The organism is Bradyrhizobium sp. 191 (assembly GCF_023100985.1).
GTDB classification, from domain to species: domain Bacteria; phylum Pseudomonadota; class Alphaproteobacteria; order Rhizobiales; family Xanthobacteraceae; genus Bradyrhizobium; species Bradyrhizobium diversitatis.
Map to the genome: position 1 here is coordinate 7426164 of NZ_CP064692.1, position 21012 is coordinate 7447175.

Annotated in this window: 27 protein-coding genes; 12 read left to right on the forward strand and 15 right to left on the reverse strand. The window is 65.3% G+C overall.

Features of this window, described 5'->3' with window-relative positions; genetic code table 11:
• Positions 1 to 2 precede the first annotated feature (2 nt).
• Entirely contained in the window at positions 3 to 728 is a 726-nt protein-coding gene (locus IVB23_RS34755) for a TetR-like C-terminal domain-containing protein (protein WP_247801507.1), read from the forward strand.
• A 55-nt stretch (positions 729 to 783) separates the two neighbouring features.
• Here the strand turns inward: IVB23_RS34755 and IVB23_RS34760 are convergent, their stop codons facing one another.
• A complete protein-coding gene (locus IVB23_RS34760) occupies positions 784 to 1389 on the reverse strand; it encodes a hypothetical protein (protein ID WP_247801508.1) in 606 nt (201 codons plus the stop codon).
• Between the two features lie 162 nt (positions 1390 to 1551).
• Between IVB23_RS34760 and IVB23_RS34765 the strand changes: the two genes are divergently transcribed.
• Entirely contained in the window at positions 1552 to 2106 is a 555-nt protein-coding gene (locus IVB23_RS34765; RefSeq protein ID WP_247805015.1) for an SET domain-containing protein, read from the forward strand.
• A 136-nt stretch (positions 2107 to 2242) separates the two neighbouring features.
• On the opposite strand, the gene IVB23_RS34770 is transcribed toward IVB23_RS34765, so the two are convergent.
• Positions 2243 to 2641, reverse strand: coding sequence for a hypothetical protein (locus tag IVB23_RS34770; RefSeq protein ID WP_247801509.1), 399 nt, complete (start codon positions 2639 to 2641; stop codon positions 2243 to 2245).
• Positions 2642 to 2679: 38 nt separating this feature from the next.
• Positions 2680 to 2910 (reverse strand): hypothetical protein, encoded by a 231-nt coding sequence (locus IVB23_RS34775; RefSeq protein WP_124163159.1) that lies wholly within the window; start codon positions 2908 to 2910, stop codon positions 2680 to 2682.
• Positions 2911 to 3011: 101 nt separating this feature from the next.
• Here IVB23_RS34775 and IVB23_RS34780 point away from each other — a divergent pair, with 101 nt between their 5' ends.
• Positions 3012 to 3833, forward strand: a complete 822-nt coding sequence (locus IVB23_RS34780) for a helix-turn-helix transcriptional regulator (protein WP_247801510.1) — start codon at positions 3012 to 3014, stop codon at positions 3831 to 3833.
• Between the two features lie 70 nt (positions 3834 to 3903).
• The gene (locus IVB23_RS34785) at positions 3904 to 4569 is read left to right on the forward strand and encodes a DsbA family oxidoreductase (protein ID WP_247801512.1); all 666 of its coding nucleotides are present in this window, start codon (positions 3904 to 3906) and stop codon (positions 4567 to 4569) included.
• 5 nt (positions 4570 to 4574) lie between these two features.
• On the opposite strand, the gene IVB23_RS34790 is transcribed toward IVB23_RS34785, so the two are convergent.
• Positions 4575 to 5744 carry a GNAT family N-acetyltransferase gene (locus IVB23_RS34790; RefSeq protein WP_247801513.1) on the reverse strand — a complete coding sequence of 390 codons (1170 nt, stop codon included), beginning with the start codon at positions 5742 to 5744 and terminating at the stop codon, positions 4575 to 4577.
• Positions 5745 to 5850: 106 nt separating this feature from the next.
• Entirely contained in the window at positions 5851 to 6789 is a 939-nt protein-coding gene (locus IVB23_RS34795; RefSeq protein ID WP_247805016.1) for a transglutaminase family protein, read from the reverse strand.
• A gap of 181 nt (positions 6790 to 6970) precedes the next feature.
• Here IVB23_RS34795 and IVB23_RS34800 point away from each other — a divergent pair, with 181 nt between their 5' ends.
• On the forward strand, positions 6971 to 7834 hold the full coding sequence (locus IVB23_RS34800) for a transglutaminase family protein (protein WP_197967309.1): 864 nt from the start codon (positions 6971 to 6973) through the stop codon (positions 7832 to 7834).
• A gap of 88 nt (positions 7835 to 7922) precedes the next feature.
• On the opposite strand, the gene ccoG is transcribed toward IVB23_RS34800, so the two are convergent.
• Genes ccoG through IVB23_RS34820 form a run of 4 tightly spaced genes read right to left on the reverse strand, consistent with a single transcriptional unit; the run spans position 7923 to position 11354 of the window.
• Positions 7923 to 9362 carry a cytochrome c oxidase accessory protein CcoG gene (ccoG, locus tag IVB23_RS34805; RefSeq protein ID WP_247801514.1) on the reverse strand — a complete coding sequence of 480 codons (1440 nt, stop codon included), beginning with the start codon at positions 9360 to 9362 and terminating at the stop codon, positions 7923 to 7925.
• Positions 9363 to 9398: 36 nt separating this feature from the next.
• On the reverse strand, positions 9399 to 9602 hold the full coding sequence (locus IVB23_RS34810) for a DUF2892 domain-containing protein (protein WP_061883001.1): 204 nt from the start codon (positions 9600 to 9602) through the stop codon (positions 9399 to 9401).
• 25 nt (positions 9603 to 9627) lie between these two features.
• Positions 9628 to 10071, reverse strand: coding sequence for a thioredoxin TrxC (gene trxC / locus IVB23_RS34815; protein ID WP_061883000.1), 444 nt, complete (start codon positions 10069 to 10071; stop codon positions 9628 to 9630).
• Positions 10068 to 11354 carry an FAD-dependent oxidoreductase gene (locus tag IVB23_RS34820; RefSeq protein WP_247801516.1) on the reverse strand — a complete coding sequence of 429 codons (1287 nt, stop codon included), beginning with the start codon at positions 11352 to 11354 and terminating at the stop codon, positions 10068 to 10070. The genes trxC and IVB23_RS34820 overlap by 4 nt, the downstream gene beginning before the upstream one ends.
• A gap of 95 nt (positions 11355 to 11449) precedes the next feature.
• Here IVB23_RS34820 and IVB23_RS34825 point away from each other — a divergent pair, with 95 nt between their 5' ends.
• From IVB23_RS34825 to IVB23_RS34840, 4 genes are all read left to right on the forward strand, one after another.
• Positions 11450 to 11770 carry a metalloregulator ArsR/SmtB family transcription factor gene (locus IVB23_RS34825; protein WP_028181092.1) on the forward strand — a complete coding sequence of 107 codons (321 nt, stop codon included), beginning with the start codon at positions 11450 to 11452 and terminating at the stop codon, positions 11768 to 11770.
• 119 nt (positions 11771 to 11889) lie between these two features.
• Positions 11890 to 12894, forward strand: a complete 1005-nt coding sequence (locus IVB23_RS34830; RefSeq protein ID WP_247801518.1) for an efflux RND transporter periplasmic adaptor subunit — start codon at positions 11890 to 11892, stop codon at positions 12892 to 12894.
• On the forward strand, positions 12891 to 16112 hold the full coding sequence (locus IVB23_RS34835; RefSeq protein ID WP_247801519.1) for an efflux RND transporter permease subunit: 3222 nt from the start codon (positions 12891 to 12893) through the stop codon (positions 16110 to 16112). Before IVB23_RS34830 ends, IVB23_RS34835 begins: the two co-directional genes overlap by 4 nt.
• Before the next feature lie 10 nt (positions 16113 to 16122).
• The gene (locus IVB23_RS34840; RefSeq protein WP_247801521.1) at positions 16123 to 16479 is read left to right on the forward strand and encodes a carboxymuconolactone decarboxylase family protein; all 357 of its coding nucleotides are present in this window, start codon (positions 16123 to 16125) and stop codon (positions 16477 to 16479) included.
• 76 nt (positions 16480 to 16555) lie between these two features.
• Here IVB23_RS34840 and IVB23_RS34845 read toward each other — a convergent pair whose 3' ends face one another.
• From IVB23_RS34845 to IVB23_RS34860, 4 genes are all read right to left on the reverse strand, one after another.
• Positions 16556 to 16885, reverse strand: a complete 330-nt coding sequence (locus IVB23_RS34845) for a hypothetical protein (RefSeq protein ID WP_061882995.1) — start codon at positions 16883 to 16885, stop codon at positions 16556 to 16558.
• A 117-nt stretch (positions 16886 to 17002) separates the two neighbouring features.
• Positions 17003 to 17473 carry a PaaI family thioesterase gene (locus IVB23_RS34850; RefSeq protein ID WP_061882994.1) on the reverse strand — a complete coding sequence of 157 codons (471 nt, stop codon included), beginning with the start codon at positions 17471 to 17473 and terminating at the stop codon, positions 17003 to 17005.
• A 19-nt stretch (positions 17474 to 17492) separates the two neighbouring features.
• Complete coding sequence (locus tag IVB23_RS34855) at positions 17493 to 18074, reverse strand: Ada metal-binding domain-containing protein (RefSeq protein WP_061882993.1); 582 nt, start codon at positions 18072 to 18074, stop codon at positions 17493 to 17495.
• A gap of 102 nt (positions 18075 to 18176) precedes the next feature.
• Positions 18177 to 18581 carry a hypothetical protein gene (locus IVB23_RS34860; RefSeq protein ID WP_061882992.1) on the reverse strand — a complete coding sequence of 135 codons (405 nt, stop codon included), beginning with the start codon at positions 18579 to 18581 and terminating at the stop codon, positions 18177 to 18179.
• Positions 18582 to 18733: 152 nt separating this feature from the next.
• On the opposite strand from IVB23_RS34860, the gene IVB23_RS34865 reads away from it, so the two are divergent.
• Complete coding sequence (locus IVB23_RS34865; protein WP_061883070.1) at positions 18734 to 18958, forward strand: hypothetical protein; 225 nt, start codon at positions 18734 to 18736, stop codon at positions 18956 to 18958.
• Between the two features lie 178 nt (positions 18959 to 19136).
• Here IVB23_RS34865 and IVB23_RS34870 read toward each other — a convergent pair whose 3' ends face one another.
• Both IVB23_RS34870 and IVB23_RS34875 read right to left on the reverse strand, forming a co-directional pair.
• The gene (locus IVB23_RS34870) at positions 19137 to 19376 is read right to left on the reverse strand and encodes a PilZ domain-containing protein (RefSeq protein ID WP_247801522.1); all 240 of its coding nucleotides are present in this window, start codon (positions 19374 to 19376) and stop codon (positions 19137 to 19139) included.
• 122 nt (positions 19377 to 19498) lie between these two features.
• Positions 19499 to 19963, reverse strand: coding sequence for a PaaI family thioesterase (locus IVB23_RS34875; protein WP_061882990.1), 465 nt, complete (start codon positions 19961 to 19963; stop codon positions 19499 to 19501).
• A gap of 381 nt (positions 19964 to 20344) precedes the next feature.
• Between IVB23_RS34875 and IVB23_RS34880 the strand changes: the two genes are divergently transcribed.
• Both IVB23_RS34880 and IVB23_RS34885 read left to right on the forward strand, forming a co-directional pair.
• Positions 20345 to 20641, forward strand: a complete 297-nt coding sequence (locus IVB23_RS34880; protein ID WP_061883069.1) for a hypothetical protein — start codon at positions 20345 to 20347, stop codon at positions 20639 to 20641.
• 108 nt (positions 20642 to 20749) lie between these two features.
• Positions 20750 to 21004: a hypothetical protein gene (locus tag IVB23_RS34885; protein ID WP_247801523.1), complete on the forward strand. Its 255-nt coding sequence runs from the start codon at positions 20750 to 20752 to the stop codon at positions 21002 to 21004.
• Positions 21005 to 21012: the final 8 nt, after the last annotated feature.

The window sequence follows — 21012 nt, forward strand, 5'->3', positions numbered from 1 at the left end:
CCATGGGCAAGAGCGAAACCGCGCGTAACCCGCGCACTCCGAGAAAGACATCGTCGGCAGCGAAGGGGCAGGCACGTCCCGCACGGCGCCCGGCGGCTGCGAGGACCGAGACACCCTATCATCACGGGGCCCTGCGCGAGGCGCTGCTCAGGGCCGCCGAACGGGTGCTCGAGCGCGACGGGCTCGCCGGCCTGACATTGCGCGCGGTGGCGCGCGAGGCGGGCGTCTCGCATGCCGCGCCCACGCATCATTTCGGCGATCTCACCGGGCTGCTCAGCGAACTCGCCGCCGTCGGTTTCCGCCAGTTCAACGCCGCGATGGCGTCGGCCTGCGATGCCGCCACAACGCCGCTCGAACGCGCGCTGGCGAGGCCGAAAGCCTATGTCGCCTATGCGCAGGCGCATCCCGGCATGTACGGCATCATGTTCCGCACCGAACGGCTCGACTATTCGAGGCCGTCGCTGCATGAGGCCGCCGAGGCCTCCTTCGCGGGGCTTGCCAATGCGATCGGCATGATGCGGCAGGAGCAGATCAGCGAAGACGCGCTGACGCTGACGCAGGGCGCGGCGATCGCGCGCGCCTGGTCGATGGTGCACGGCTTCACGATGCTGCTGCTCGACGGGCGGCTCGAGGACATCCTCGGTCGCTTGCCCGAGGGGACGACTGCCGAACGCCTGCTCGAGGCGATGCTGACGGCGCCGATCACGGGCAAGCCGACGGGCCCCTGATCCCAACGCAACTCTCGCCATGGCGAGGCGTCCATCGCCTCGCCAGGGCGAGAGGCTAGCGCATCGTGGCCAGCTCGACGGCGCGCCCGCTTGTGCCGATGATCTTCACCTTGTCCTTTCCGCACGTGAAGCCCCGGGCGAAATCGTCCGCGGCCTTGCGGGCGAGCTCATTGGCGGTCGGGTTGGCGATCCCATCGACATAGGCGACGTGGCAGACCGGGCCCGGCGGCAGCCGGGTCACCACCAGCATGGCCTTGGTCTTCGGCCGTCCCTGCCTGTCGGGATCGGCGTTGTCCGCGATGTGCCAGCGCTGGATGATCGCGAACGGCTTTTCGCCGGCAGTGCGCCATTCGACGGTGCTTTCCGATGAGTTGAACGGCACGAACCAGACGTCGGCTGCCGGTTCCTCCGCCGCTTGCTTGCGATCGCGGCCGACGGAGACGGTCTCGCGCAGATCATCCTCGGCGATCAGCACTACGAGCCCGTCCTTGCCCGGACACACCCGGGTGGTGCTGCCGTCGAGGTCGCTGGGCTTGCCGACCTGGCGGCAGTCCTTCGGCGCCGTCGAGGTGTAACTGCTGCCCACGGATTGGGCGTTAGCGCAGCCGAGGCCGGCGCAGATCAGCAGCGCGGTGAGCGATGGGGCAGTCATGCGGATCATGATGACACTTCGAGGCAGCTGGAACTTCGTACCATCAGACGCCTTGATTGTGGGCAAGGTTCAAACAGCACCGCCAGACACCTGACAGCGGCACGGAATCGTTCTAGAAGAGCGGCTCGCTTGGGCTCCTCCAGCCTCGTTCGCGCCTTCGTACTCCTGATCATGCCAGCCACATCCTCGAACAAACCCTATCGCGTCGGCCGTTCCAAGACTGGGCTCGGCCTCTTCGCCACCAAGCCGATCAAGAAGGGCACCCGGATCATCCGCTATTTCGGACCGATCCTAGATTCCAAGATTCCCGAGCAGGACGAGATCGAGAACAAATATCTGTTCGAGCTCAACGGCCGCTGGACCATCGACGGGTCGGTGCGCAAGAACCTCGCCCGCTACATCAACCATTCCTGCCGGCCCAACGCCGAATCCGACGTCCGGCCGCGCGAGCGCAAGGTCTTCATCCGCGCCATCAAGAACATCGAGCCGGGCGAGGAGATCAACTACGACTACGGCACCGACTATTTCAAAGCCTATCTGAAGCCGATCGGCTGCAAATGCGACTCCTGCGAGAGGAAGCGCAAGAAGCTGCGCGCCGAGGCGCGGGCCGAACGCGCCAAGGTGAAGGTGCGCACGGAAGCCAAGGCGGCCCCGAAGAGCACGGCGAAAAAGAAGAAGCTGAACGGCAAGCACTTCTCCGGCAAGGTCGGTCGCGCAAGGGCATAACAAGCCCACGTCGCCTGCTCAGGTGTCACGGAGCCGGGACCGAACCATCCTGCACGCCGCAGCTTGTCCGCATGGGTTGATTGTCTCTTGAATACTGTCGTCGCCCGGCCGGGCCGGGCGACGATGACACGTGGCCTCACGCTGCCACCACGCTTCCGCTCTTCCGCAATCCGACATATTGCAGCTCGGCGAACACGCCAGTGGCGATGGCTTGCGCGACGACCATGAGCTCGCCGGCGAGGTTCGGTGACACCGCGCCAGAGAGCAGCAGGGCGATGCTGCCGACCGTCCAGGCCGCATTGCCGACGACGACCAGCAGGACGAGCAGTCTCGGCACGGAGGCGCGCGAGGCGAGCCAGCCGACCAGCGCGGTGTAGGCGATCAGGAACAGGCCGGCTTCGAGCAGTAATGCTTCGGGCAGATTGAACAGTGTCGCGAACGCGCCTGCACCGAAGGTGAAGCCGAGCGCGGCGATGCCGCTGAAGACGGCGTCGGCGAGAAGTGCGCGGCGCAGGAAGGTGGAGGCTTCGATCATCTTGGGTCTCCTCGGTGGGGGTGGGCTCGGGGTGGAACTCAACGCCGACCGCGCCACCAGGCGCGGAGCAGGCGGGCGAGACGGAACGGGCAGAGGCTCCTGCCGACGCCGTGCTCGAAGGCGATGACCCGGGCGACGACATAGTCGCCGGTCGAATGCACCAGCGGCTCCGGCATGTTGAGGCTGCGCGCCAGCATCCGGGTTGCGAATGCCATGGCCCAGGGCAGGACGTGGTCTGCAACGGTGCGGTAGAGCAGCAGTGCGATCATGGTCATCTCCTGTTGCGACCAAAGATGCGCGCGGCCGCGCCCCAATTCGATTACCTCGCGGGTAATGGAAGGGCCGAAATCCGCATGCTAGGTTTTCGACCATGAACGCACATGCTTCCACGGCACGTACCGAACGCAGCCAGCCGGTCCATATCGGCGACCATTTGCGCGAATGGCGGCAGCGCCGCCGCATGAGCCAGCTCGATCTCGCGGGCGAAGCCGAGATCTCGGCGCGGCATCTGAGCTTCGTCGAGACCGGCCGCGCCGCGCCCTCGCGCGACATGGTGCTGAGGCTCGCCGAGCGGCTCGACGTGCCCTTGCGCGAACGCAACGTGCTGCTGGTCGCCGCCGGTTACGCGCCGGCGTTCCCGCAGCGCACGCTGGAGGATCCCGCCTTGAAATCAGCCCGCCGGGCGATCGACCTCGTGCTCAAAGCACATGAGCCCAACCCCGCGCTTGCGGTGGACCGGCACTGGAACCTGGTCTCCGCCAATCGCATGGTGGCACCGCTGCTCGCAGGCGTCCCGCCGCATCTGCTCGGCCAGCCCCTCAACGTGCTGCGGCTGGCCTTCCATCCCGAGGCGCTGGCGCCCCGCACGGTCAATCTCGCGGAATGGTGCGGCCATCTGCTGGAGCGGCTGCACCGCCAATGCGAGGCCACGGCCGATCCCGAGCTGATCAAGCTCTACAATGATCTGAAGAGCTATCCCATTCCGGCGCGTTCGGCGCCGCTGTCGAGCGACAATGTCGCCATCCCCTTCAAGCTGCGGCACGAGGGCGAGATACTTAGTTTCTTCTCCACCACCATGGTGTTCGGCACGCCCGTGGACATCACCTTGTCGGAGCTCGCGCTGGAGACGTTCTTTCCGGCCGACGAGCGCACGGCCGAACGGCTGAAGCAGATAGCGGCAGCCATGACGTAGCGCTCTTGCCTCGGGGCGGGTTCTGCTTATCTTTGGGCGAACCCGTGACCTGCCCGAAGGAGGCGCTGACATGAGCACGCTGAAACCGCTCCAAATCGACGTCGTCTCCGACGTGGTGTGCCCCTGGTGCTATATCGGCAAGCACCGGATCGAGAGCGCGCTGGCGCTCGTGCCCGACGTTCCCGTCAAGCTCAACTTCCGGCCCTTCTTCCTCAATCCCTGGGTGCCGCGCGAGGGCATCAGCCGCGAAGACTATCTCACCCAGAAGTTCGGCTCGGTCGAGGCCTATAAGGGCATTGCGGGGCGCGTCGTCGCGGCCGCGGGCGAGGAGGGCCTCGTCTACAGGCCGGAGCTGGTGGCACGCCAGCCCAACACGACCGACTGCCATCGCCTCATCCTGTGGGCGGAAGCGATCGGCAAGGCGCCCGAGATGAAGCAGCGCCTGATGGAGCTGTACTTCCGCGACGGCGGCGATCTCACCGACGTGAACGTGCTGGTGCAGGCGGCCGCCGATGTCGGTCTCGATGCCGACGACGTGCGCAAGCGCCTCGCCACCGACGAGGATGTGGCGCGCGTCTCGGCGGATGCGCAGGAAGCCGCCGAGAAGGGTATCTCCGGCGTTCCGACCTATGTCTTCGCGCAGAAATACGCCGTCTCCGGTGCGCAGGATCCGAACCTGCTCGCGCGCGCCATCCGCCAGGTCTCGGCGGAGATCAACGCGCAGGCGGCGGAGTAGCTGGTCTATCTACGAAGCAGGCGAACTGCGCGGCGCGCCGCTGCATACGCGATGCCGTGCGCCGCGACCGCCGCGTGAACCAGCGTCACGATCGGATCGTGCCGGCGCAGCGGGATCAGCACATCGCCGATCGCGAAGCGTCCGCGCCAGATCGGATTGATCATGGGGTGATCGGCGCTCGCCGTCGAGTCCGCGCTGGCGATGGCAGGATCGGCGCAGAGGTGGCGGGTGAGCTCGAGGGTGAGTTGCACGCCCGGCGAATATTTTGCGAAGTGTTCATCGACGCCGAGCTTGAAGAAGAAGGCGCGGTCCTGGTGGCGCAGCACGATGCCGGCGGCGACCGGCGTCGTGCCGGCGCGCAACGTGACGATCTCGCATTGCGCGGTCTCTGCCAGCGCGGGGACGGCGCGGCGGATGAAGGTCGCATCGCCCGCATGCTGGACCAGCGCGGTGCCGCGCTTGCCCTTCCAGCCGCCCGCTTCGAGCTGCAGAAATGTCTCGAGCGCCGGCCCGATCTCGTCGGGCCTGCGCGCGACCTCGAACACGACGGGCCCGTGCTCCTCCAGGCGATGGCGCTGGCGCCGCAGCTCCTTGAGCTTCTTGGCGCCGAGCGCCTCGCGCAGCAGCGTCTCACCATCCTGTGTCGCATCGAGGCTGGCGCGGATGTAGGAGGAGAGGATTCGCGGCTTCAGGCCGGCGCGATCCAGGACCTGCTTCAGCGAATTCATCGCCGCGCCGTCGAGCGCGACGTCGGTCAGCACGAGCGCATGCGCGCCGGCCTCGCGCGCCTGCTGCAACAGCCGCGTGGCGGCCTCGATCGGCGCATCGCCGTCGATCAGCGGGCTGCACAGCGTGCCGTAGGGATGCGCGCTCGCCAGCGCGGGCAGGGGAATCTTCCAGGCGCGCCACAGCGATATGACCGGCATCAGTCCGATCAGCCGCGTCGAAGATCCATCGAATGCCGGCAGTGCCGAGGCATTGCTGCGGCCGCGCGCGCTCGCACTGACAGCCAGCTCCCAGGCGGGCAGGTAATATCCGTTCGGCTCGACCGCGCGCTGCGCGAGTGCGCGCCACTGACCGGGGTCGATCGCCGTGAGCGGAACGAGCGCGCGTGCGGCGCCGGCATCCCTTGCCGATGCCGGATTGACCGCTGTCTGATGCGCGATGTCGACCACGTCCGTCGTCCCCGTCTACGCGGGCAAAGCCCGTCCCAGGGGATCATCCTTAGCGCAAAGATTGGAAAAATAGCGTTGGGCCACAAAATCAATTCGAGCGGTCCCGTTAACGTCCCGTTGAGGATACCGCAGCCCGATCCGGCGCCGCCGTGCCTGTCTCCTCGGGCGCCGGGCCGGTCTCCGTCTTCACGTTGACCGCGACCTCCATGCCGAGCTCGTCGTCCGCCTCCCCCCAATAGGACCCCGAGAGCGGAATCGCCTGCGCCGGCGTGCGGGCAACTCCGACCCTGATCAGATCGCGGTTTCCGACAATCCCGTTGGTCGGATCGAACTCGACCCAGCCCGAACCCGGCACATAGATCGAGCACCATGCGTGGGTCGAGCCTCCGCCCAGCCGTGTCGGGCCGTCGCGGTCCGGCACGTAGACGTAACCGGTGATGAAGCGGGCCGCAAAACCGAGCGATCGGGCGGCCTCCATCATCAGCAGGGCAAAATCGCGACAAGTTCCCTGCTGCAGGTCGAGCGTTTCGGCGGGCGTTTGCGTGCCGTGCGAGGTTCTCCTCCGATAGGAGAAACCTTCGGCGATCGCTTCGTTGAGCGTCATCAGCAGTTGCCCCGTCGGCCGGCTCGCCGAGGGCGCAATGAACTTCGACAACCAGTCGTCGACGGCGACGTCGCCGGAATGATGCCGGAGCATGTACGGTGCAAGATCCGGCAACTCGGTCTCGTCGTAGGCGAAAGGATGCTCGCGAGCGTATGGCTCGATCCGGAAATCCGGCGCGTTCTCGGGTGTATGCTCCAGCCGGATGGTGGTCTCGAATTCCAGCACGTCGGTCGGGGCGGCAAAATCGACGAGGGTTATGCAATTGCCGAACACATCGTGGATCCAGCGGATTTCCGACGGTTCGGGGCGCACTGCGAGTCGGCATGCGAGCAGACGCTGATCGAAGCTGTCGCGCGGACGAAACAGCAACTGGTGCTGTCCTAGTCTGACGGGCTGCCGGTAGCGGTAGGTCGTGCTGTGGTGGACAGAATAGAGGGGCATCTGTTGTACTCGGGCTCGCACCATATGAGCCTGCTTCTGCATCGGTTCCAAGAGCCCAATTGTGTGTGCACACCGCACAAGTGCCTTGCATTTCAGCAGGTGCGCGGTAGCGCACGCGGAACCAATGATCCCCAGCGGGGCTTGTCGATCGACATCAATGGCGATGCGAGAGGACACGATCTTGAGGATCCGGGCAGGCTACGACATTGCGTTCAACTGTTTTCAGGACGTGCCGATGGTGCTGATGCTGACCGTTCATCCGTCAAGGCAAGGCGACCTTCTGACCGACCATGCCATCCGGGTGTCGCCGAACGTTGCGCTCAGGGACTACAAGGATGGGTTCGGCAACGTCTGCACGCGGCTCGTCGCCCCTGTCGGTCAGATCAACATTCGAAACGAGTTCATCATCGAGGATAGCGGGTTGCCCGACGAGGTTGCGCCTCATGCCGAACAGATCCCGTTGGACTGGCTTCCCGACGAAGCGCTGGTGTATCTGCTGGGCAGTCGCTATTGCGACACCCAGCGGCTGACGGATCTGGCCTGGTCGACGTTCGGTCGCATCAGCGGCGGCTGGCGCCGCGTCCAGGCGATCTGCGACTATGTTCACGGCCATATCAAGTTTGGCTATCAATTCGCGCGAAGCGACCGGACGGCTTCCGAAGGCCACGAGGAGCGTATCGGCGTTTGCAGGGACTTCGCGCACCTCGCCGTCACCTTGTGCCGCTGCATCAACATCCCGGCCCGTTACTGTACCGGTTACCTCGGCGATATCGGCGTGCCGCCGGATCCGGCGCCGATGGATTTCAGCGCCTGGTTCGAAGCCTATATCGGCGGACGTTGGTACACGTTCGACGCGCGGCACAATCATCCCCGCATCGGCCGCGTCGTGATCGCACGCGGCAGGGATGCAGCCGACGTCGCCATTTCGACCGCCTTTGGCCAGGCGGAACTCGTGCGCTTCAAGGTGATCACGAACGAGGTACGGGACTGCGATGCCATTCCGACCCGACCTGCAATGGCGCGGGAGCAGCGGGTGCTCGCTTGAGTTGGCGGACGCCTGGCGTCTCCAGTTCCGGTCGTGAGCGGCCTGACCGTCCATTCCTCCCCTGTGCCGGCGATGTCTTACCGGGTAGCTATTTGTCACCCGGGACGAAATGGTCACGGGCACCCGCGCACTCGCCGCTGGCCGTGTCGGTGATGGCGATATCGATGTCGCGCGAGGTCTTCGGCAGATCGGCCGGGCCGACCTGCACCGACAGCCGGACTTCGCTGGTCTGATCCTGCCCGACCTCGACCACGGGCTTGCCGTCGGAACTCGGCGCGATGCCCGCAACGCGAAGGGTCGCGCCGAGCAGGCCCGAGACTTCGATCGCGAACGATCGTTGCGGGCCCTTGTTGAGGATGCGGACGGTGTAGTCGTTACGGACACCGCCATCCGAGAGCTGGACGAACAGCGGATTGCGCTCGTGCAGCACGTTGACGTCCATCGTCGCGCGTGTGGCGAGCGTGTACAGCATGATGCTGCCGACGATGGCGATGGCTGCGGCATAGACCAGGGTGCGCGGACGGATGATGCGGTAGATCGGCGGCTTGCCCTCGCGCCGGCGCTGCATGTTGATGTCGGTGTCGTAGCCGATCAGGCCGCTGGGCCGGCCGATCTCGCTCATGACGTTGTCGCAGGCATCGATGCACAGGCCGCACTGGATGCAGCCCAACTGGATGCCATGGCGGATGTCGACGCCGGTCGGACAGACATTGATGCACTGATGACAGTCGACGCAATCGCCGGCGGGATTGCCCTGCGCGCGGGCAGCATCCGCCTTCTTCACCGACATGCGCGGCTCGCCGCGGTCGCGGCGATAGGTGACGTTGAGCGCCCATTCGTCGGTCAGCGCCGCCTGGATCCGCGGCCACGGACACATGTAGATGCACATCTGCTCGCGGGCGTGGCCGGCGAAGACGTAGGTGGTGGCGGTGAGGATGCCGATCCAGAGATACGCGATGAAGGGCGCCTGGAAGGTCGCAAGCTCCTTCACCAGCGTCGGCGCATCTGCGAAATAGAGCACCCAGGCGCCGCCGGTCCACCATGCGATCACGATCCAGAGGAAGTGCTTGAGTGCAACCTTCCGGATGTGACCGAACGTCCAGTAGCTCTTGTCGCCCTGCATGCGCTCGCGCCGGTCGCCTTCGACCCAGCGCTCGACCGCATAGAACAGGTCGGTCCACACCGTCTGCGGACACATGTAGCCGCACCACAGCCGGCCGGCGACCGCGTTCATCAGGAACAGCGTCATGGCCGCGATGATCAGCAGGCCGGTGAAGTAGTAGACCTCCTGCGGCCACAGCTCGATGAAGAAGAAATAGAAGCGCCGATGCGGGAAGTCGATCAGAACGGCCTGGTCGGGCAGACCAGGTCCGCGATTCCAGCGCACGAACGGCAACAGATAGTAGGTCCCGAGCGTGACGCAGAGGATCGCCCATTTGATGCTGCGGAAAGGACCGTGGACCGACTGCGGATAGACCTTCCTCCGCTTCTCGTAGAGAGGTCCCTCGATGAAGGTGTCGTCCGTCATGGCAAGTTCCCCCGCATCACAGGCCGGATTGCGCGTTCAGGAGAACGCGCAACCGCTGCTCAGGCCCAGCTTCCTGAACACGATCGCCGCCGGGCAGAAGCCGGTGAACGAGGCCTGCAACATGTTCAGCCCGGCAAACGCCGTCAGCAGGTACCAATACGCATTCACATAGGTGCCCAGTACGAGACCGAGCAGGACGACGAATCCCGCAAAGGCGAGGACGGCTTTATCGACATTCATGGCAGGCTCCTTTTCATCTGGCGACTTACGAACGGGTCAGGTTGGATTCAGTCCAGGCGACGATGCTGCGCGCATCCATCGTCCCGGAATGGCGGGCGATCTCGCGGCCGCCGCGCATCAACAGCAGGGTCGGGATGCCGCTGATGTTGAGGCGCGACGACAGTGCAGGTGCGTTGTCCGAGTTGAGCTTCAACAGCCGGACGTTCGGCTCCAGCTGCTGCGCGGCGCGCTCGAACATCGGTGCCATGGCGCGGCACGGGCCGCACCACGGTGCCCAGACGTCGACCAGCACGGGAATGTCGCTGCTCGCGACATGGCGGCTGAAGGCCTCCTCGTCCACCTCGATCGGATGAGCGGTGAACATCGGCTGGTGACAGGCGCCGCAACGCGCACCTTGCGGCGCGCGTTCGGCAGGCAGGCGGTTGATGCGTCCGCAACGGCCGCAGACGATCTGGCGTGTCGTGCTCATGTGCCGGTTCGGACCTCCTTGAGCTTGGCGATGTTCAGCTTGTCGAGAACGAAGCGCTCGTAGAACGGCTCGCTCTCGCCGCGCCGCATCTTGCGCAGGAAGTATTTCTCGAAGGCGACCTTGGCGAGATGCACCCATTCTCCCTTGGAGGACCAATTGACGTTTCGCGGCGGGATCTGCGGCTGCGCAAGGAAGGCGACGCCGGAGTCGCCGAAGTCGGCGAGGCAGATCGCGTTCCAGGTCGGCTCTGCCGTGGGCGCCTTGCGGCGAAGCAGGGCGCCGATATTCATCGCCGTCGCCGTCACCATGGATTCGATCATGAATCCGGTCTTGGGGACGCCGACCGGCACCGGTGTCGCGCCGACTGGCGCGATCGCGACGCAGACACCGACCGCGAAGACATTGGGAAAGGCGGGGTTCTGCTGGTGCTTGTCGACGACGACGAAGCCACGTGGGTTGGTCAGCTTCTCGATGCCGCGCACCGCCTCGACGCCGCGGAAGGCGGGCAACATCATCGAATAGGCGAAGGGCAGCTCGTGGGCCTTGCGAGACGTGCCGTCGTCGGCAAACTCCTCCACCGACATCAGGCCGGGGGCGACGTTGTCGACGCGGGCGTTGGTGATCCACTTGATGTGCTTCTCCCGCATCTCGCTTTCCAGGAGACCCTTGGTGTCTCCGACGCCGTCGAGGCCGAGATGACCGATATACGGCTCCGAGGTGACGAACGTCATCGGCACCCGGTCGCGCAGCTTTCGCCGGCGCAGCTTCGTCTCCAGGATGAAGAGGAATTCGTAGGCCGGCCCGAAACAGGAGGCGCCCTGCACGGCGCCGATGACGACCGGGCCGGGGTTCGCCGCGAGCTTCTCGAAGGCCTCGCGCGCATGCGTGGCATGATCGACGTGGCAGATCGACTGGGTATGGCCTTGGGGCCCGAGACCCGGAATCTCGTCGAACGCCAGTTCGGGACCGGTCGCGACAACCAGGTAATCGTAGTCGATCGACGTGCCGTCGCCGAGCTCGACACGGTTCTCGGTCGGATGGACGCGCCTTGCGCCCTGCGTCAGCAGCCGCACGCCTTTGCGCTTCATGACGTCCGCCAGATCAATCTCGATCTCTTCGCGCTTGCGCCAGCCGACTGCGACCCAAGGATTGGATGGGACGAAATGATAGACGGCGCCTTGCGAGACGACGCTGAGGCGGTCCTCCTTTCTCAACTGCGGCAGCAATTCATAGGCCATCAGTGTTCCGCTCAGACCAGCTCCGATTACGACAACTTCCGCCATGGGTTACCTCCGTTGGACCAAGCCGCTCCGCCGGTTCAGTTCCGACTGTCGTGCAGCGCTTGACGATATATTCGTAATTGCGTATATACGCAAGTATGAAGATGAACGTTGAAGTCATGGAACGCGCGGCGGATCAGGCGAGCGAGCTGCTGAAGGCGCTGGCCAACCGGCATCGTCTGCTGATCATCTGCCAGTTGATCGACGGCGAGCGGTCGGTGGGCGAGCTCGCCGAATTCCTGAGCCTGCGGGACTCCACGGTGTCCCAGCATCTTGCGCTCCTTCGCAAGGATGGTCTGGTGTCTGCCCGGCGTGAAGCGCAGACGATCTTCTATTCGATCGCGAGCGAGCCGGCACGCGAGGTGCTGAAGACGCTCTACCAGGCATTCTGCGCGCCGAAGTCCGCAAGGACCAGATGAAACCTAGGAGAGTTCGGAGGAGGGCGCCTTGACCAGGATCAACACGCCCCTTTCCGATGCAGATGAAATGAGCTGCGCAGCGGCGTGGTGATGCTTTGGTCATGACACGGAAGAGTCCCATGCGATGTATGGCGAGTTATTTTGGCCTGCTGGCTGCTTTCTCGGCGATAGGCTTGTCTGGAACATCGGCGACGGCGGCCGAAACGCTCGTGGTCGCGCGGCAATCGATCGCCGATGAAAAGGCCGTCTTCGCCACGGTCGAAAGCACCAGCGTGGTGCCGGCGCGCGGACGCATCGGCGGCACGGTGGTTCAGCTCAAGGTCAGGGAAGGGGATCGCGTCGCCGCCGGCCAGGCAATCGCGACCATCGGCGACGAAAAGCTCGTGCTGCAGATGAAGTCGCTCGACGCGCAGATCGAGGCGCTGCAGGCGCAGGCGAACCAGGCGCAGCTCGACTTCAGCCGGACCGAGGGGCTGGTCGAGCGCGGTATCCTGCCCCGGATCAAGCTCGACGAGCAGCGCACCGCGCTGAACGTCGCCGAGAACGGCCTGCGCGCCAAGACGGCCGAACGTGCGGTGATCAACGAGCAGCTCAACCAGGGGCAGGTGCTCGCGCCGGCGGATGGTCGCGTGCTAAAGCGGTTGATCACGATAGGATCCGTCGTGCTCGCGGGCGATCCGATCGTCACCGTCGCCCAACAGAACTTCAAGCTGCGGCTTCGCGTGCCGGAGCGGCATGCGCGCTTGCTCAAGGCGGGCGACAGGATTCGCGTCGATGGCGCGGAGTTCGTCGGAGAAGCCGCCAAGTCGGGCGTCATCGACCTCGTCTATCCTCAGATCGAGGAGGGGCGCGTCATTGCTGATGCGACCGTCGAAGGCCTCGGCGAATATTTCGTCGGTGACCGCTTGCGGGTCTGGATCTCCGGCGGCATGCGATCGGCCTTCGTCATCCCCTCGAGTTATGTGACGAGCCGGTTCGGCATCGACTATGTTCGGCTGCAGAAGGACAGCGGCATGATAGACGTGCCGGTGCAGCGTGGCCGCGAATTGCCGACGCCGGCGCACCCCGACGGGCTCGAGGTCCTGTCCGGCATTTCAGCCGGCGACCAATTGGTGCGGCCGTGAATCTCGGGCTCTCGGGACGGTTGACCAAGTCGACCATCGCGTCGCCGCTGACGCCGCTGTTCCTGCTTGCGGCGCTCGTCGTGGGGCTGATCGCCGTCGTGGTGATCCCGCGCGAGGAGGAGCCGCAGATCAGCGTTCCCATGGTGGACATCCGTGTCAATGCCGACGGCCTGCGCGGGCCGGACGCGGTGGAGCTGGTGAGCAAGCCGCTGGAGTCGATCGTCAAGGGCATCGACGGCGTCGAGCACGTCTATAGCCAGACCGAGGACGACCGCGTGATGGTCACCGCGCGTTTCCTGGTCGGCACCAAGTCCGAGGACGCCATCCTGCGGGTGCACGAGAAGATCCGCGCCAATCTCGACCGCATTCCCGTCGGCATTCCCGAGCCGCTGATCGTCGGCCGGGGCATCAATGACGTCGCGGTTACGGTATTGACGCTGTCGCCGAAGCCGGAAGCTGCCAGCCGCTGGACCGACAAGGACCTCTACGAGCTCGCAGACAAGTTGCGTGCGGAACTGATGAAGGTCGACGATATCGGCCTGACCTACATATCCGGCGGCGCGGCGCAACAGATCCGGGTCGAGCCAGATCCGGAGAAGCTGTCGCTGTTCGGCATCACGCTGCAGCAGCTCGTGGCCAAGGTCAAGGACGCCAACCGCTCGTTCCTGGCGGGCCAGGTCCGCTATGCCGGCATCGTGCGGAGCGTCGCGGCGGGCCAGACGCTGTCCGGCATTCCCGATATAGGACTATTGCTCATCACGAGCCGCGACGGCCGGCCGGTCTACGTCAAGGACGTCGCCTCCGTCATCGTCGGCCCGAGCACCGTCGAGCACCGCGTCTGGACCGAATCGCGTGACAGCGCCGGACAGTGGACGCGCACGCCTGCCGTCAGCCTGGCGCTGGCCAAGCGGGCCGGCGCCAATGCGGTCGTCGTGTCCGAGAGCATCGCCGAACGCCTCGAAGGACTGAAGTCGCGCCTGATTCCCGAAGACGTCCTGGTGACGGTGACGCGCGACTACGGCGAGACGGCCAACGAGAAGGCCAACGAGCTGCTGTTCCATCTCGGGCTCGCAACGATCTCGATCGTCGTGCTGATCGCGATCGCGATCGGCTGGCGCGAGGCGCTGGTGACCTTCGTCGTGATTCCCACGACGATCCTGCTCACGATGTTCGCGGCCAATCTGATGGGCTACACCATCAACCGCGTCAGCCTGTTCGCGCTGATCTTCTCGATCGGCATTCTCGTCGACGACGCCATCGTCGTGGTGGAGAACATCGCGCGGCACTGGGCCATGCGCGATGGCCGGCCGCGCCTGCAGGCGACCATCGAGGCGGTGGCGGAGGTCGGCAACCCCACCATCGTAGCGACGTTGACCGTGGTCGCGGCGCTGTTGCCGATGCTGTTCGTGTCGGGCCTGATGGGCCCCTATATGGCGCCGATCCCGGCCAATGCGTCGGCTGCCATGCTGTTCTCGTTCTTCGTGGCGATGGTGGTGGCGCCCTGGCTGATGCTCAAGCTCGCGCCGAAGGGCGACATTGCCCCGACACATGCGGCCCACGACGAAGGCCGGCTCGGCCGGCTCTACCGGCGCTTCGCCACGCCGATCGTGCGGAGCAAGCGGTCGGCCCGGATATTCCTGCTCGCCGTCGGCGTCGCGACGCTGCTGTCGATGACGCTGTTTGCGACCAAGTCGGTGACCGTCAAGCTTCTGCCGTTCGACAACAAGTCCGAGATCGCCGTTCTCGTCGACCTGCCGGAAGGGGCGAGCCTGGAGGCGACCGAGCGCACGCTGTTCGGCGCGGCCGAGATCGCGCGGCAATTACCGGAGGTCACCACGCTGCAATCCTATGCCGGCACGCCGGCTCCCTTCAACTTCAACGGCCTGGTACGGCACTATTACTTGCGGGAGAGGCCCGAGTTCGGCGAAGTGCAGATTAACCTGGCTGCGCGCGGCGAGCGCAATCGCGCGAGCCATGAGATCGCGCTCGAGCTGCGCGAGAAGCTGAAAGCGCTCGGTCCGCCCGCGGGCACCAGCATCAAGGTGGTCGAAGTGCCGCCCGGCCCGCCGGTGCTGTCGACGCTGCTTGCCGAGGTCTACGGTCCCGATGCGACCACGCGCCGGGCGGTCACGGCCGAGCTCAAGAAGATCTTCGCGGACGTGCCTTTCATCGTCGACATCGACGATTCCATCGGCGAGAAGCGACCACGGCTGCGGCTTTCGATCGACCAGGACCGCCTCGAATTCTTCGGCGTCGAGCAGCGCGACGTCTACGACACCATTCAGGCGCTGTTCGGCGGCACCTCGATCGGCTATTCGCATCGCGGCGAGGACCGCAACCCGATCGAGATCGCGGTGCATCTCGGAAAGCGCGACCTGGTCTGGGACGAGGCTTTGGCCTCCACGCCGGTGCCAGCCAATACATTGCCCGGCAGCAAGACCGTGGTCGAGCTCGGCCAGGTCGTGAAGGCAACCATGGAGGAGGGCTCGCCGACCATCTTCCGCCGCGACGGGCGCTTTGCCGACATGGTGATGGCCGAGCTCGCCGGGCGCTTCGAGGCGCCGCTCTACGGCATGCTCGCGGTCGCCGATCGCGTCGATGCCCATGACTGGGGCAAGCTGCCGAAGCCTGCGATCAGCCTGCACGGCCAGCCGTCGGACGAGTCGCGTCCGACGCTGTTGTGGGACGGCGAATGGGAAATCACCTGGGTGACCTTCCGCGACATGGGGGCGGCCTTCGGCGCAGCCATCCTCGGCATCTACGTGCTGGTCGTCGCCCAGTTCAGGAGCTTCCGTCTGCCGCTCGTGATCCTGACGCCGATCCCGCTGACGCTGATCGGCATCCTGATCGGGCACTGGCTGCTGGGTGCGCCGTTCACCGCGACCTCGATGATCGGCTTCATCGCGCTGGCCGGCATCATCGTGCGCAATTCGATCCTGCTGGTCGACTTCATCCGGCACAGCGGCGCCGAGGGCAAGTCGCTGCGCGACGTGGTGCTGGAAGCCGGAGCCGTCCGCTTCAAGCCGATCCTGCTCACCGCGCTTGCGGCCATGATCGGCGCGGCAACCATCCTGCTCGATCCGATCTTCCAGGGATTGGCGATCTCGCTCCTGTTCGGGCTTGCGTCGTCGACGCTGCTCACCGTGCTGGTGATACCTGCCATCTACATCGCCTTGCGTGCGCCACGCGAGGTCCCAACCGCCGCGAAATCCAGCTAGCGAGGAATCGATGGACAAGAACTACGTCGACATCACCAGGAACATCTCGGCCAACCTGAAGAAACTGCGGAGCGACATTCCGGATACGATGAAGGGATTTGCCGTGCTCGCGCAGGCCGCCACGCGCGACGGCGCGCTGGACAAGAAGACCAAGGAGCTGATCGCGCTGGCGCTTGGCGTCGCCGCGCATTGCGACGGCTGCATCGGCTTTCACACCGAGGCGCTGGTCAAGCTCGGTGCGACGCGCCAGGAGATCGAGGAGGCGCTCGGCATGGCCGTCTACATGGGAGGCGGGCCGTCGTTGATGTACGCCGCGGAAGCGATCGCGGCCTACGAGCAGTTCCAGCAGCAATCGGCCGCCGTATAGTCGCCGGTCGCCCGACACGATTATGCGAACGGGACCAGGCGGTTCATCTCGTCCGGTCCCGCCCATCGTTGATCGATTACCAGCGGTCGACACCGACCCCGACGCTCACGCCGGGCGCACGAATGCCGACTCCGGCGCGCGGGCTGTCGTCCCAATGGCGATGATAGGTCCGGCGCTCGTAATAGCGGTCGCGCGGCATGTAGTTGTAGGAATCGCGTACGATCACGCGTGAACCGCCGCGCGTGCGATAGCAGCGGCCGTCGTCGTCGCAGACGAGCCGTACCTGCTGGACGAGATCCGGATTGGTGTATTCGCTGGTCGTGTAGATATCGGAAGCCTTCGCACCCGACGCGGCTGCCAAAGCACCGACGCCGGCCACCAGGGCCATCGTAAACGTCCTCATCATGTCCTCCTCCGAGACTGCCCTCGGCGGTAACAAGAAGGGGAGGCTGTGATCGTTCCCCGCCGCGATGCTGGTTTTTCCCGGAACTGGCACTTTGTCGGCGGCTTTGTTCCCCTGGTCTCAAGTCGGGAAGACGAGGCACGTGGTCGTGCCGTGAGCGAGCAATCGCCCCTTGGCATCCGTGACGCGTCCGTCGGCCGTTCCGATGCGGCGACCGCAATTCAGAACCTTGCCCTCGGCCCTGATCAGGCCGGTCTCTGGCGTAATCGGTCGCAGCAGCGAAACCTTGAACTCAAGCGTGGTCTGGCCGGTGCCCTTGTCGAGGGCCGATTGGATCGCCAACCCCATGCAACTGTCGAGCAAGGTGGCCGTGAGACCACCGTGCACAGTGCCTGCCGGGTTGAGGTGAGCGCCGGTGGGGACGATCGCGACGACGACGCGGCCTCGCTCAGCCTCCACCACATCATAACCCAGTGTTTGGGCGATCGTGTTGAGGGGCAGGGTTCCGTCGGCAAGGCCTTTAACGAACTCCAGCCCACTCATCTGCTTCTGTCGTTCGACGTCGACTGTTCCATAGCTCTTCGCAGTCATCTAACTCTCCTCATCGCGCTCACCTGTGTTGGACTCGCGAAGCTTCGGCCTTTCTCCGGAAGGTCGATGGCGGGCGGCCGTAGAGTCGTGTGAATGCGGTGCTCATGCGCCGCGTGCTCGAAAAGCCTGCGCGTTCCGCGACGGCGGCCATCGGAAGATCGCTGGCGTCAAGCAGCCGCTTGGCGCGCCGTACACGGATCGACAGCGCCACTTGCAGCGGAGACGCATCGAGATGTCGGGCGAACAGGCGCGTCAGGTGGCGCGCCCCGACTCCCAACCGTTCAGCCAGCCTCTCCACGCCGCCGCGATCGAGCTCTCCCTTCTCGATGAGCGCCACTGCGCGTTCGACGGTTGTTCTGGAACCTTTCCATGCAGGACAGAACGGCGCCGTTTCCGGGCGGCATCTGAGGCAAGGACGGAAGCCGGCCTGCTCAGCCGCGGCCGCGCTACGATAGAAGATTACGTTGCGGGCAAGTGGCGTGCGCGCCGGGCACACGGGGCGACAATAGATGCCCGTTGTTCTCACCGCGACGAATATCGCGCCGTCCAACGTTGCGTCACGGCGGCGGAGGGCAGCGTAGTGGGCGTCGAAGTCGAGCATGGCGCCCGCTATAGCGTCTACATTCTAGGAGTGCGAGTCCGATGCGATGACCGTGTCCGAAAACGACCGGGGCGGACGTACATCGTCCAGGGCGCGCCTAGACTAGATCGGCTCGTATGCCTCGGTCCGGCAGATGTCGTCCTCTTCCGCGCGTCGGCGGTCGACGACGCGTCCGCCTGATATCGTCACGATGTAGGTCTGGGCACCGAGCGGCGTGCCGGTCGCGGAGGTGAGCTGCGCGCGGACGCACGCCGTCCAGCCCGGTCCTCGCACCTCGCGACGGGGCGGGGTGACGTGCACCTCGCGCGGATAGGACGTTGCGAGAAAGACGACGTCGATCTGCTCGCGCACCAAGCGCTTGACGTCGGGAGGCGCTTCGGGCGGTGGCTGCTCCGTCTCCTTCATGCGCATGAATTCCGGTACCGGTGCACGGCTGTCGGCAAAGCCGCAAGCACCGAGACCAAGCGCGGCACCGAGCAGCGCTGCATGAGAAATAATCCGCAACATCCGTGAAGGTCCCCTGCGGACCGACAAATAGGCACGAATGCGATCCGACGAAGTCCGCGCCAATCAAAACTTGCTGAAGGGGCGGAGCCGTGGGCGTTTGCTATTCCGCGATTGCCGGCTAGTTTGTACCCCACATGAGGGGGATTGCACCGATGAGGATTTTGGTCATAGCGGCGGCGGTCTTGGCACTGACGGCTGCCTCGGCGCAGGCGCAGGGCCGGCGCCAGCCTAATGACGGGGCCAAGCCGGCGGACAACACGCCCAAGGTCGACGAGAGGGCCTACAAGGCCGCGCTCGAGCGCATTCCCGAGCCCAAGGACAAGTACGATCCGTGGGGCGGCGCCCGCCCGAGCGAACCTGCCAAGAAGCCGAAATGAAGTGAGCCTTGCGGACCTGCCGGTTTGATTTCGGCCGCGCGCGCACTCCCATTGTTTGCAGCGCAGCCAAGCGCGCGAGGCGCCGTTGTTGTGGTAGCGCATGATCGATCGTCCCGGCGGACGACTTCTTGCGGCATCGCGCGTGCGATGCGAACGGTCTTTCACACCGTCTGCACGACTACACGAAGGCGAGGCCGACGCGCTTGTCGTTGCGCCAGACCGTGCGACAATGCCGTGCGAAACGGTCGCGCGCGATCGAGAGCTCGAACGATTGCGGCAGCATGACGGGGGCGTCCAGGTCGATCGCCGCGCCGCCTGCCGACATGTTTCGCACCGTGCAAGCGATGCCGCCGTTTTCGAAGGTGATCGTTCCACCTTTGAAAACACGGTGACGTTGCGATGCGCGCTTCTCGATCATCCGCGTCAGGTCCTGCTGATGATTGTGAATTAGTGCATAGAAATTACATTGAACTAAACTCAATACTGGCGCTACTTGCGTAGCGCTTCAGACTTTGTTTACGACGTTGAAGCGGAGCGCGTTCACCCCGGCAGCATCGCGAACGCGCTCGACACCATCGCGACCGGCTTGCTGTCGGCGGCGGAGAGCAGCGTGACGCGGCCAAAGCTCATGGTGCGCCCGAGCCGCACCACGCGCGCGTCCGCCAGCACGTCCATTGAGGAGGCCGCGCGCATGAAATGCGTGGTCTGGTCGACCGTGGTCATGGGGCGGTAGCCGCGGTTGGCCGCGAGGATCGCGATCACCATGGCGGTGTCGGCAAGCGCCATCAGGGCCTGGCCGCAGACCACGCCGCCGTTCCGGCACAGCCGCTCCGAAAACGGCATGCGCAGCAGCGCGCCCGGCTGCCAGTCCGGGACGTCTGCCGGCTGCGCGTGCTCGATGCGCTCGACCGCGAGGTTGAGATCCTGGACCCAGGGCGCAAAGACCTCGCCCAGGATGCGGCGGGCGTCGGCGAGGCCGAACTCGGCTTCTGGCTGCATTTGCATTGCTGTCGCGCTCTCCTGTGTTGCCGGATGTTTCGCCGCATTGTGCGCGCATCGGCGCGGCAAAGTCACCCGGTCTTGCGCCGGTCCCGTCGGCTTGAAATTGCCTGACTTGGGCCGGTATGATGCCTCGCTTGGGTACGGGTGGATGATGTTGCGTCGGTATGTCCTCGTCGTTGGCATGGTCGCGCTCGGTCTCGCGCTGAGCGGGTGCACCAAATGCGGCCCGATCTGGGACGACTGGCTGCATGCCCCCAAATCGTGCAGATCGGATCGGCTCTAGCGGGCCCACGCGGCCTTGAGCGGCCTCAGGTTGCGACCGGGCTGAGACGAGGATGACACGGCGCGGGCGATCCACGCGCCTGGATGATCAAGGAGTAGATGATGAAGCTTTTCCGTTTGGCCGCGGTGCTGGCCGTGCTGGCGGGACCTGCCTACGCGCAAATGCCCAATCTCAATTTGCTGCAGGATGCCCCGAGCAAGACCCCGGAGGAGAAGGCCGCCGAAGCCGAGCGCGACAAGGCCTACAAGGAAACGCTGAAGAAGATTCCGGATTCCAAGGCGTCCAACGATCCCTGGGGCGGCATGCGCTCCGATCCGCCGAAGCAGCCGGCGGGACCGAAGGCATCGGCCGTAACCGGTACGCCGAAGAAGACCAAGAGCGGCACCGCCGCCAACTGACCGCAGCCCCGTTCGGGTGGCGACACGACGCCTTCGGACAGGACCCCTCTTGATCCGGCCCGCGCCCTACATTTGGCTGAGAGCGGAGCGCGTAGAGGAGGACAGGACATGGCCGATCGTCCGCGGGATCTCGCCGAGCGGATGGCGCGCCGGCGCAAGATGGCCGGTAAGCCGGGCCATGCGGCCGGCGACGGTTATCTGCGCGAGACCTTCACGCTGCCGCGCGCGGCGGCGCGGGAAAGGGCGCAGGCCTTCTTCGCCCGCTACCCCAAGGCCGGCTACATGAGTGCGGTCGAGACCTGGCGCGAACTGCCCGGCGGCGACATCGAGTTCACCATGCGGCGGCTGCCCAGCGCGGACTGACGCGGCCA

Bases quoted from the DNA above. Each gene is read 5' to 3' on its own strand.
- IVB23_RS34765 (WP_247805015.1), top strand. From the start codon at position 1,552: ATGCCAGCCACATCCTCGAACAAACCCTATCGCGTCGGCCGTTCCAAG.
- IVB23_RS34850 (WP_061882994.1), bottom strand. From the start codon at position 17,473: ATGACTGCGAAGAGCTATGGAACAGTCGACGTCGAACGACAGAAGCAG.
- IVB23_RS34840 (WP_247801521.1), top strand. From the start codon at position 16,123: ATGGACAAGAACTACGTCGACATCACCAGGAACATCTCGGCCAACCTG.
- IVB23_RS34855 (WP_061882993.1), bottom strand. From the start codon at position 18,074: ATGCTCGACTTCGACGCCCACTACGCTGCCCTCCGCCGCCGTGACGCA.
- IVB23_RS34780 (WP_247801510.1), top strand. From the start codon at position 3,012: ATGAACGCACATGCTTCCACGGCACGTACCGAACGCAGCCAGCCGGTC.
- IVB23_RS34875 (WP_061882990.1), bottom strand. From the start codon at position 19,963: ATGCAAATGCAGCCAGAAGCCGAGTTCGGCCTCGCCGACGCCCGCCGC.
- IVB23_RS34870 (WP_247801522.1), bottom strand. From the start codon at position 19,376: ATGATCGAGAAGCGCGCATCGCAACGTCACCGTGTTTTCAAAGGTGGA.
- trxC (WP_061883000.1), bottom strand. From the start codon at position 10,071: ATGAGCACGACACGCCAGATCGTCTGCGGCCGTTGCGGACGCATCAAC.
- IVB23_RS34760 (WP_247801508.1), bottom strand. From the start codon at position 1,389: ATGATCCGCATGACTGCCCCATCGCTCACCGCGCTGCTGATCTGCGCC.
- IVB23_RS34755 (WP_247801507.1), top strand. From the start codon at position 3: ATGGGCAAGAGCGAAACCGCGCGTAACCCGCGCACTCCGAGAAAGACA.
- IVB23_RS34775 (WP_124163159.1), bottom strand. From the start codon at position 2,910: ATGATCGCACTGCTGCTCTACCGCACCGTTGCAGACCACGTCCTGCCC.
- IVB23_RS34865 (WP_061883070.1), top strand. From the start codon at position 18,734: ATGAGGATTTTGGTCATAGCGGCGGCGGTCTTGGCACTGACGGCTGCC.
- IVB23_RS34880 (WP_061883069.1), top strand. From the start codon at position 20,345: ATGAAGCTTTTCCGTTTGGCCGCGGTGCTGGCCGTGCTGGCGGGACCT.
- ccoG (WP_247801514.1), bottom strand. From the start codon at position 9,362: ATGACGGACGACACCTTCATCGAGGGACCTCTCTACGAGAAGCGGAGG.
- IVB23_RS34885 (WP_247801523.1), top strand. From the start codon at position 20,750: ATGGCCGATCGTCCGCGGGATCTCGCCGAGCGGATGGCGCGCCGGCGC.
- IVB23_RS34830 (WP_247801518.1), top strand. From the start codon at position 11,890: ATGCGATGTATGGCGAGTTATTTTGGCCTGCTGGCTGCTTTCTCGGCG.
- IVB23_RS34845 (WP_061882995.1), bottom strand. From the start codon at position 16,885: ATGATGAGGACGTTTACGATGGCCCTGGTGGCCGGCGTCGGTGCTTTG.
- IVB23_RS34785 (WP_247801512.1), top strand. From the start codon at position 3,904: ATGAGCACGCTGAAACCGCTCCAAATCGACGTCGTCTCCGACGTGGTG.
- IVB23_RS34825 (WP_028181092.1), top strand. From the start codon at position 11,450: ATGAAGATGAACGTTGAAGTCATGGAACGCGCGGCGGATCAGGCGAGC.
- IVB23_RS34820 (WP_247801516.1), bottom strand. From the start codon at position 11,354: ATGGCGGAAGTTGTCGTAATCGGAGCTGGTCTGAGCGGAACACTGATG.
- IVB23_RS34770 (WP_247801509.1), bottom strand. From the start codon at position 2,641: ATGATCGAAGCCTCCACCTTCCTGCGCCGCGCACTTCTCGCCGACGCC.
- IVB23_RS34810 (WP_061883001.1), bottom strand. From the start codon at position 9,602: ATGAATGTCGATAAAGCCGTCCTCGCCTTTGCGGGATTCGTCGTCCTG.
- IVB23_RS34860 (WP_061882992.1), bottom strand. From the start codon at position 18,581: ATGTTGCGGATTATTTCTCATGCAGCGCTGCTCGGTGCCGCGCTTGGT.
- IVB23_RS34795 (WP_247805016.1), bottom strand. From the start codon at position 6,789: ATGCCCCTCTATTCTGTCCACCACAGCACGACCTACCGCTACCGGCAG.